This is a genomic window from Bradyrhizobium sp. (assembly GCF_049798375.1).
Classification (GTDB): Bacteria; Pseudomonadota; Alphaproteobacteria; order Rhizobiales; family Xanthobacteraceae; genus Bradyrhizobium.
The window spans coordinates 1-9,223 of the sequence record NZ_JBARGP010000453.1; the positions used below are offsets into that span (position 1 = coordinate 1).

Genomic DNA, 9,223 nt, shown 5'->3' on the forward strand with positions numbered 1-9,223 from the left:
GGCAGATACAGCGTCGCGGTCGCCAGCACCGCCGGGTTCGTCCGCGCCTCGAAGCCCGGAACCAGCCGGCCGTCGATCAGCGCCGCGATCACGCCGCGCAGGAACGGTACGGAGATGGGAACAGTGAAGACGCGCATCGGCCCGACTGATTCGCTTTGGTCTGCCGTCTATATAGGAAGCGATCGGGCCATGGTCATGCCGGGGTGTGGATGGGTGTTGATAGATTTGGATGCTCCTCCCGTCATTGCGAGGAGCGTTAGCGACGAAGCGATCCAGACTTCGAGTGAGGCGCTGGATTGCTTCGTCGCCTTCGGCTCCTCGCAATTACGCCAAAAGCATCTGTTCTCGCGGCGCATTCGCGTCCGAGCTTTGCCAGCGTCTCGCCCTTGTCAACATCGAGGGCGCAAAGGCCGGGTGCCGTTCCACGGGCGAGCATGGCGAATGCGAGCCGGAGCTCCAGTTTTCGCAAAATGAAATTCAGTGGTTGTGGATCCGGCTCGCGGTTGGCTTGGCGCGGACGACAGCGGAGTGGTTGCTGCTGGGCGTTGGATCAGCCGAGACGACAGCCGAGCGCCCAGCGACTACGCCGCGCTTTCCAGCAGCGCCTCTTCGGCGGCCGCGACCGCGTCCGGGGTGCCGACATGCATCCAGACGCCGTCGAGCCGCAGCCCGAACAGCCGGTCTTGTTCGTTGGCCTTGTCGAACATCCTGACCAGCGAGAATTCGCCCTCGGGCGCGCCGTCGAAGATGCTTGGCGAGATGATCGCGGCGCCGGCATAGACGAACGGCACCACCTGATGCTCCCTGCGCTTGCGCAGCGTGCCGTCTGACAGCATCGAATAGTCGCCCCGGCCGCTATAGCCGATCGAGCTTGCGGTCGGCGCCATCAGCAGCAGGATGTCCATGCGCTCGGAATCGAACGCCTCCGCCAGCCGCCCCAGATTGGAGCGCACGCCTTCGATCCACATTGTGTCGGAATTGACGTGGAAGAACGGCTCGTGGCCTAGCAGCGGCAGCGCCTTGACCACGCCGCCACCGGTGCCGAGCACCTGATCGCGTTCGTCGGAGATGATCACGCGCGGATGCGCGCGGCCGGCGGTATGCGCAATGATCTGGTCGGGCAGATAGTGCACGTTGACGACGGCCTCCGTGACGCCGGCGTCCGCCAGCCGGTCGAGCACGTGGTCGAGCAGCGGACGGCCGGCAACCGAGACCATGGGCTTCGGCATCGTATCCGTCAGCGGGCGCATGCGCTGGCCAAGACCAGCGGCAAGAACCATGGCTTTTTGCGGCTTAACGGGCATCTTCCTGCGTCTCTGGCAATCAAAGGGCGTGCGATCGAATCATAGCATGCACGGGTGGTCGGACGCCACATTCGCTCCCGCCGGGGAGCCAACTCTGCAAACGTCAATCCGCTCCATGATCGTGCGTCGTCTCGATTCTGCTGCGATAACCCCTCGTGGTGACGATTGTGCGACGGCGGTCAGTGTCCTGTGCGCCGATGTCGCAACAGGGCTCAGGCGTCGGTCATCGCCCGCCGTCCGCCGGATTTCTTCTTGCGATCGCCGGGCTTGAGGAAGTTGACGCCGATCTGATCGCCGTTGACCCAGGCAAGCTCGCAGCGGCGATAGGCCAAGCCGGTCGACGAGAGCAACAGGAAGAACTCCTTCAGGTGCAGGCCTTCGACGGAGCCGTCGACCGTCAGCTTGGCGCCGGTCTCCGAGACATCCTCGATGGTGCAGTTGCGCCGCCAGGTGCCGTCGATGCCCATCATGAAGGCGGGGATGCCGCGCTCGAAGATGACGCGCTCGCCCTTCTGCCGTTCCGCCATGTCTCACTCCCACACTCACGGGCGGCGCATCGCCGCAATCGTGCGCGCCGAGTTTAAGCTGAGATGGCTAAGAAGCGGTAAAGCTGGGAAGACGTAAGTTAGTGGGAATGCCACTGCGGAGCGCGCTTTTGTTCACCCTCCCCTGGAGGGGGAGGGTCGACGGGCATCGCGTAGCGATGCACGGCGGGGTGGGGTGAAAGCTGACAGTGGAGTATGTCGAGAGATCACCCACCCCGTCTCAGATCTCGCTGCGCTCGATGTGAGCCGATCCTCCCCCTCCAGGGGCGGGTGGCGGAGACATCATGCTCGAATGAGCCGGCAGAGTTCTACGGCAGCGTTTGCTTACCCCACCGGCGCCGGCACATGGGCGGCATACCAGTCGCGCAGCGGGGCGAGCGAGGCGTGGGCCAGCGCACGGTTGAGATAGCTCCAGATCCGCGGCTGGTGCTTCAGATAATGCGGCTTGCCGTCGCGGCGATTGAGCCGGGCGAAGGTGCCGAGCAGCCGGGTGTTGCGCTGCGCCGACATGATCGCGTAATGCGCGGCGAATTCGGATGCGTCAAAACCGTCATCGGCCGTCATGCGGGCTTCGATGTAGCGGTTGAACAGCGCGCGCTCGACCGCCTCGGAGACATCGATCCGCGCGTCCTGCAGCAGCGAGACGACGTCATAGGCCGGCGGCCCCATTACCGCATCCTGGAAATCGAGGATGCCGACGCGCGAGATGCCCTCGCGCGCGGACAGCCACAGCAGGTTCGGCGAGTGATAGTCGCGCAAGACCCAGGTCCTGCCGGCCGCGAGCGGCTCTTCCAGCAGCGCACGCCACATCGCGATGAACTCGCCGCGCAGCACCTCGGACGGCTCGGCGCCGCGATCGGGCAGATACCAGTCCAGCATCAGGCTGATCTCGGTCAGCATCGCGTCGGTGTCGAACGGCGGCACTTTGTAGGTGACGTGCGGCGCCAGCGGCAGCACGTTCGTCATCTCCTCGCCGTGCAGCTTGGCGAGCAGGTCAGTCGCGGCTTCGTAGCGTGCGACGATCGGACGACCCGGCTCGCCCTCGATCACGCCATCGGTGCCGAAATCCTCGGTGATCAGGAAGCCCTGTTCGAGGTCGGCATCGTGAATCTTCGGCGCCGAGAGGCCGCGACCGCGCAGCGCGCCGGCGATCGCAACGAACGGACGGACGTCCTCGGCGAGGTGCACCGCGCCACTATAGGACTTGCCGTTATAGAGGGCCGGACCATCCGGCCGCTTCGGCGAGTTCATCAGGATGAAGGCGCGCTCGCCGCGATAGAGCCGCGCATAGGAACGGATCGAGGCATCACCGGCCATCCGCTCGCGGCGCGAAGAGCTATGGCCGGCATCGTCGAGAAACTGCCTGAGCGCGGCGAGGCGCGAGACCTGAGCCGCGGCCTTGCCAAAGCCCTTGATCTCGGCGATGCGCGCGGTCTCGCCGCGCGCGCCATCATGGCGGAAGGCAATCTCGATGCGGTCCGCGGACAGCGCATCGCCGGCGCGCTCCGGCCATTCGATCAGCACCACCGTCGCCTCCGGCAGCGGCGACAGCCCGATCTCCTCGAGCTCAGAGGCATCGTTGATGCGATAGAGATCGGCATGGACCAGCGCGAACGGTGGCAGGTCGTAGCTCTGCGCCAAAGTGAAGGTCGGGCTCGGCACGTCGAGCTGTTCGTCACCGGCGAGATGGCGGATCATCGCCCGCGCGGCTGCGGTCTTGCCGGCGCCGAGATCGCCTGTCAGCGTGATGAGATCGCCGGGGCCGATCAGGAGCGCGAGGTCGGCCATCAGATGCGCCGTCGCGGCCTCATCGGCGAGCGCGGCCTCGAATGTCGCGATGCCGGTCATTCCGCGGCGTTACGCTGGGCAATGTGGTCGGTCGGAAAGTCGCAGGTCACCGTGGTGCCCTTGCCGACCACCGAATCCATCCGCACCTTGCCGCCATGCAGTTCGACGAACGAGCGCACCAGCGACAGGCCGAGGCCTGCGCCGCGATGGCGCGAGCCCTGCGAATGACTCTCGAACCATTCGAACACCTTGTCCTTCACCTCCGGTGGAATGCCGGGGCCGGAATCGGTGACCGAGAACGTCACGTTGTGGTCGGTGCGTTTGGCGCTGACCACGACGGCGCTGTCCGCCGGTGAGAAGCCGACCGCGTTGGCGAGCAGGTTGAACAGCACCTGCACCACGCGGCGTTCGTCGCCGACGAAGGAGCCGACATTGGGGGCGACCTCGACCTTTAGGTTGATGCGGTCGGTGGCCAGCCGGTCCTGCACGCCTTCCGCCGCCGCCTCGATCGCTTTCCTGGCGTCGACCTGCCCGAGCTCGAGCTTCATCGCGCCGGCATCGATGGTGGCGAGATCGAGAATGTTGTTGGTCAGCGCCAGCAGCGCGTTGGTCGATTTGGTGACGTAGTCGAGATATTCGGATTGCTTCTGTGTCAGCGGGCCTGTCGAGGGATCGGACAGGAAATGCGCGAAGCCGATGATCGTCGTCAGCGGCGCCCGCAGCTCGTAGGAGACGTGGTGCACGAAATCGATCTTCATCTGGCCGGCGGCTTCCAGCGCCTCGTTGCTCTCGCGCAGCGCGCGTTCGACATTCTCGGTATCGGTAATGTCCTGGAATGTCAGCATCGTGGCGCCGTCCGGCAGCGGCCGGCTCATGCAATCGAGCACGCTGCCGTCCTTGCGCTCCAGCTTCAAGGTGATGTCGAGCCGGTTCTCGATGCCGGTGATGGCCTCGCGCAGCACGCGCCAGGCGGCCGGGTCGTCGTGCAGCTGATGGCACCAGGATTCGACGGTGTCGATATGCGGGTGCTCGCGCAACGCGTCCGGTGTCAGCCGCCACATCTTGGCAAACGTGGGATTGAACAGCTCGACCCGGCCGTTCGAGCCGAACACAGCGACGCCTTCGGCGAGGCTGTCGAGCGTCTCGCGTTGCACCCGGATCAGTCCGTCGAAGCGGCGGGCGAGATCGAAGCTTTCGGTGACATCGTCGAACAGATAGGTGATGCCGCCTTCCGGGCTCGGCGTGGTGACGACCAGCAGCGCGCGGCCGTCGGGCAGGAACCAAGTGTCCTTGGCGGCCTCCACCGCCCGATAGGCCTCGTGCAGCTTGGCCTTCCAGGCGCGGAAATCGGCCTGCTCGGGCAGCTTGCGCGCGGCGCGCAGCCGGTCGAGCACGCTGGAATCATCGGGGTGGCCGTCGAGGAAGGCGGGGTCGAGGTTCCAGAGCCGGCGGTAGGAATCATTGTAGAAGGACAGCCGCCGCTGGGCATCGAACACGGCGACGCCCGAGGATAGCTGGTCAAGCGTGCGGCGATGCGCGTCCGCCATGCGCCGCAGCGCAGCGCTCAGCGCGTCTGCCTCGCTGGCGTCGACCGCGACGCCGGCGAAGCCGTCATGGAGCGAGAAGGCGCGCACGTCGTGCAGATGCCGTTCGCCACCGGTGACGATCGGCAGCCGGCCCTCGAAATGGCCTGACGATGCCAGCGCGCGCTGCATGTCGGCGCGGCCGCCGCTGTCGAGCAGTTCGAGATTGCGGTTGACCGCGTCATCGACATCGACGGCGTCGGTGGCGCGGGCATAGGCCGGATTGGCATAGAGCAGCGTGCCATTGGCCTGCTTGGCCCAGATCGGCCAGGGCAGGGCGCCGGCCATGCCGCGCAACAGCTCGGTCTCGGCCGCGAGCGTCTTCAGCCGCAGCTGCGCCTCGGCGAAATCGCGGCGCAGGCCCGAGAGCTCGCGGATGCGCACAATGGCCTGGCCACCGATGGCGCGGCCCATCGCCTCGATGGCGTGGCCGTGGGTGCTGGTGAGATGCAGCAGGAAGCCTTCGCCGATCTCGCGCAGCGCATCGACGGCGTGATCGAGCTGCAGCGCCGGCTCGGGCGCAAGCCAGGTTCCAAACGCGAGGACGCGCTGTGGCTGGTCCTGCGGCACCAGCATCGAGGTGTCGCCGGAGATCTGCGGGCGATGACCGCCCGCGGTCCAGGAGATCAGGATCTGCGGCTCTGCGAACAGCAGCGCGCGGTAGCGGTCGGCCTGCAGCTGCAGGCCGGTGATGTCATCGCGCAGTCGCGCCTCCTTGTGCGCGGAGCGGATCCGCATGCGCACCAGAGCAATCGCAGCGACCACGGAGAAGCCGAGCAGCGCCAGTGCAGTCGCCAGCACTGCGATCTCCTGCCGGCTGACCAGCGTCTCGATGGTCTGCAACGGCCGCGTGTCGGCGGCCCGCGCCGATCCGCATGGCGCAAGCGTCATCGCAGCGAGGCCAATGAGGCCCCTGCGCGCGAGTGACGTGCATGACAGCAGCGTCCGACGCATCACCACGATCACGCCTGACATCTTTGCCCCAAGATCGCACGAAATCCCACGCGGCGCCGGTTGCTTGACCGCGCCGTTTCGCGAATCAAGCAACAATATCCGGTTCGGGAGTCCGGCGGTAAGAGTCCAGATCGTGAACGTGCAACGCAGCGCGGGACAACGGATTGTTTCCGCGGCCTTGTGGCCAGAATGCACCAACGATTTCCGTGGTTTAACGGCCCGTCGAACCGAACCCGCCGCTGCCGCGCGTCGTTGTCGTCAGCGCTGTGGCGATGGTGAGGTCGGCGCGCACGACATTCGCGATCACCATCTGCGCGATGCGCTCGCCGCGGCGGATCGTGAACGGCTCGGCGCCGTGATTGATCAGGAGCACGCAGACCTCGCCGCGATAGTCGGCGTCGATGGTGCCCGGCGAATTCAGCACGGTGACGCCGTGCTTGGCGGCGAGGCCGGAGCGTGGCCGCACCTGCGCCTCATAGCCTTCCGGCAGCGCGATCGACAGCCCGGTCGCCACCATCGCATGGCGGCCTGGTACGAGCACGACCGGCGCATCCTCAGGAACCGCGGCGAGCAGATCGAGGCCCGCGGCATGCGCGGTCTGATAGGCCGGCAAGGCCAGGCCCTCGCCATGCGGCAGGACGCGGACGTCGATGATGATGGTCACTTGGTTGTCCCTACAGTCTTGATGATCTCGGCGACCAGCGCGGTCGCGACCTCATCCTTGGTCATATCGGGCCACGAGGCGACATGGATGGTATCGCGCTCGCGGGTCAGGAGATGCACGATGTTGCGGTCGCCGCCCATCACGCCTGTGGATGGCGAGACGTCGTTGGCAACCAGCCAGTCGCAACCCTTGCGCTGGAACTTGGCCGTGGCGTTGTCGATCAGATGCTCGGTCTCGGCGGCGAAGCCGATGACGAGCGGCGGTCGCCCTGCGGTGAGATGCGAGATCGTGGATAGGATGTCCGGGTTCTCCACCAGCGAGAGCTGCGGCAGTGCCTTGCCGGTCTTCTTCAGCTTCTGCTCGCCGGCATTGGCGACGCGCCAGTCGGCAACCGCGGCGGCGAAGATCGCGACGTCAGCGGGCAAGGCTGCCTGCACGGCCTCGAGCATCTGCCGCGCCGATTCCACGCGAATCATCGTGACGCCCTTGGGCGCGGCGAGATCGACTGGCCCCGAGATCAGCCGCACCTCGGCGCCGGCGGCTTGGGCTGCGGCGGCGATGGCAAAGCCCTGCTTGCCGGAGGAACGGTTGGCGATATAGCGCACCGGATCGATCGGCTCATGCGTCGGGCCTGCCGTGATCAGCACGCGCTTGCCCTTCAGCGGCCGTGGCGTCGCAGGCCGCAGCAGCCGCATCGCGGCCCCCGCAATCTCGATCGCCTCCGCCATCCGTCCCGTCCCGGCTTCACCCTTTTCGGCCATCTCGCCAACATTAGGTCCGATCATGTGGACGCCATCGCGCGCCAGCGTCGCCGCATTCCGCCGCGTCGCCGGGTTGCTCCACATCAGCGGGTTCATGGCGGGCGCCAGCAGCACCGGCCGGTCGGCGGCCAGCAGGATGGCGCTGGCCAGATCCGACGCCAGGCCGTTGGCCATCTTCGCCATCAGATCGGCGGTCGCGGGCGCCACGACAATCAGGTCGCAGTCGCGGGCGAGGCGGATATGGCCGGCGTCGAATTCGCTGCGCGGATCGAACAGATCGGTGAACACCTTGTCGCCGGTCAGGGCGCTGGCGGCGAGTTCGGTGACGAAATGCGAAGCCGCCTGCGTCAGCACGCAGCGGACGCCGACGCCGCGCTCCTTCAGCCGCCGGATCAAATCGAGCGACTTGTAGGCCGCGATGCCGCCGCCGATGATCAGGGTGACGCGGGGCACACCGCTGATGGCAACGGCTTCCGGCGCGTGATCGGGCGAAGCTGGAGGCGGTGCCGTGAACGGTGGCTCGTCGACCGGCTCGATCAGGGCGCGCAGGATGACGCGGACCTCTTCCTCGACCGAGCGGCCGTGCTTGGCCGAACGCAGGCGCAGATAGGTCTTCAGTGTATCGTCGAGCTTGCGGATGGTCAGGCTGGCCACGGCGGCCTCCGGATCATTATTTGATTGCAATGCTATCACATGATGATTGCATTGCAATCACTGTCACGCGAGTCGGAGCACCGCGATCAGGATGCCGATGAAGGTCGCCGCGATGATCCAGAGCGCGATCGCACGCCAGCGGCTCTTCTTGCCTTCGGTCCGGCCCATCGCCGCGATGGTCTCCGGCGCCAGCCGCAGGCCCTCGCGGGTCATCACCTCGAACTGCTCGATGACAGCAGCGGCGCGCGCCGCCAGTACCGGTACGGTGGTCAGCAGCCGGGCCAGATCGCCGGCGCCGGACGTCGCGCTCTGAATACGGCCCAGCGGACCGAGATTGCGCTCGATCCATTCGCGCACCACGGGGTCGGCGACCTTCCAGATGTCGAGCTTGGAATCGAAGCCGCGCGCGACGCCCTCGACCACCACCATGGTCTTTTGCAGCAGGATCAGTTCGGGGCGGGTGCGCATGTCGAACAGGCCGGTGACCTCGAGCAGCAAGGTCAAGAGCTTGGCCATCGAAATCTCTTCGGCGGTCCGGTTGTGGATCGGCTCGCCGATGGCGCGGATGGCCTGCGCGAAATTCTCCACCGAGTGATGGCCCGGCACATAGCCGGCCTCAAAATGCACCTCGGCGACACGGCGATAGTCGCGCGTGATGAAGCCGAGCAGGATTTCCGCGAGGAAGCGCCGCTCCTTCATGCCGAGCCGGCCCATGATGCCGAAATCGACCGCGACCAGCCGGCCTTCCTTTTCGAGGAAGAGGTTGCCGGGATGCATGTCGGCGTGGAAGAAGCCGTCGCGCAGCGCGTGGCGCAGAAAGCTCTGGATCACCTTGCGGCCGAGATCGGGCAGGTCGACTTGCGCTTCCGCCAGGCGCTTGTGATCGTTCAGCGCGATGCCATCGATCCACTCCATCGTCAGCACGTTGTGCGTGGTGCGGTCCCAGTCGACCGCCGGGACGCGGAAATCC

General features: G+C 66.3%; 7 protein-coding genes. All 7 read right to left on the reverse strand.

Annotated features, from left to right (window positions below; genetic code table 11):
• Positions 1 to 581: 581 nt before the first annotated feature.
• On the reverse strand, positions 582 to 1,304 hold the full coding sequence (locus WA702_RS18720; RefSeq protein WP_425112022.1) for a nucleotidyltransferase family protein: 723 nt from the start codon (positions 1,302 to 1,304) through the stop codon (positions 582 to 584).
• Positions 1,305 to 1,516: 212 nt separating this feature from the next.
• A complete protein-coding gene (locus WA702_RS18725) occupies positions 1,517 to 1,831 on the reverse strand; it encodes a PilZ domain-containing protein (protein ID WP_425112023.1) in 315 nt (104 codons plus the stop codon).
• 342 nt (positions 1,832 to 2,173) lie between these two features.
• Positions 2,174 to 3,697 (reverse strand): tRNA (adenosine(37)-N6)-threonylcarbamoyltransferase complex ATPase subunit type 1 TsaE, encoded by a 1,524-nt coding sequence (gene tsaE, locus WA702_RS18730; RefSeq protein ID WP_425112025.1) that lies wholly within the window; start codon positions 3,695 to 3,697, stop codon positions 2,174 to 2,176.
• Positions 3,694 to 6,195 (reverse strand): PAS-domain containing protein, encoded by a 2,502-nt coding sequence (locus tag WA702_RS18735; RefSeq protein ID WP_425112026.1) that lies wholly within the window; start codon positions 6,193 to 6,195, stop codon positions 3,694 to 3,696. Before WA702_RS18735 ends, tsaE begins: the two co-directional genes overlap by 4 nt.
• A 190-nt stretch (positions 6,196 to 6,385) precedes the next feature.
• On the reverse strand, positions 6,386 to 6,838 hold the full coding sequence (gene dut / locus WA702_RS18740) for a dUTP diphosphatase (protein WP_425112027.1): 453 nt from the start codon (positions 6,836 to 6,838) through the stop codon (positions 6,386 to 6,388).
• Positions 6,835 to 8,253: a bifunctional phosphopantothenoylcysteine decarboxylase/phosphopantothenate--cysteine ligase CoaBC gene (gene coaBC / locus WA702_RS18745; protein ID WP_425112028.1), complete on the reverse strand. Its 1,419-nt coding sequence runs from the start codon at positions 8,251 to 8,253 to the stop codon at positions 6,835 to 6,837. The genes dut and coaBC overlap by 4 nt, the downstream gene beginning before the upstream one ends.
• Positions 8,254 to 8,316: 63 nt before the next feature.
• The coding region (locus tag WA702_RS18750) for an AarF/UbiB family protein (protein ID WP_425112029.1) at positions 8,317 to 9,223 on the reverse strand (907 nt) is incomplete at its 5' end.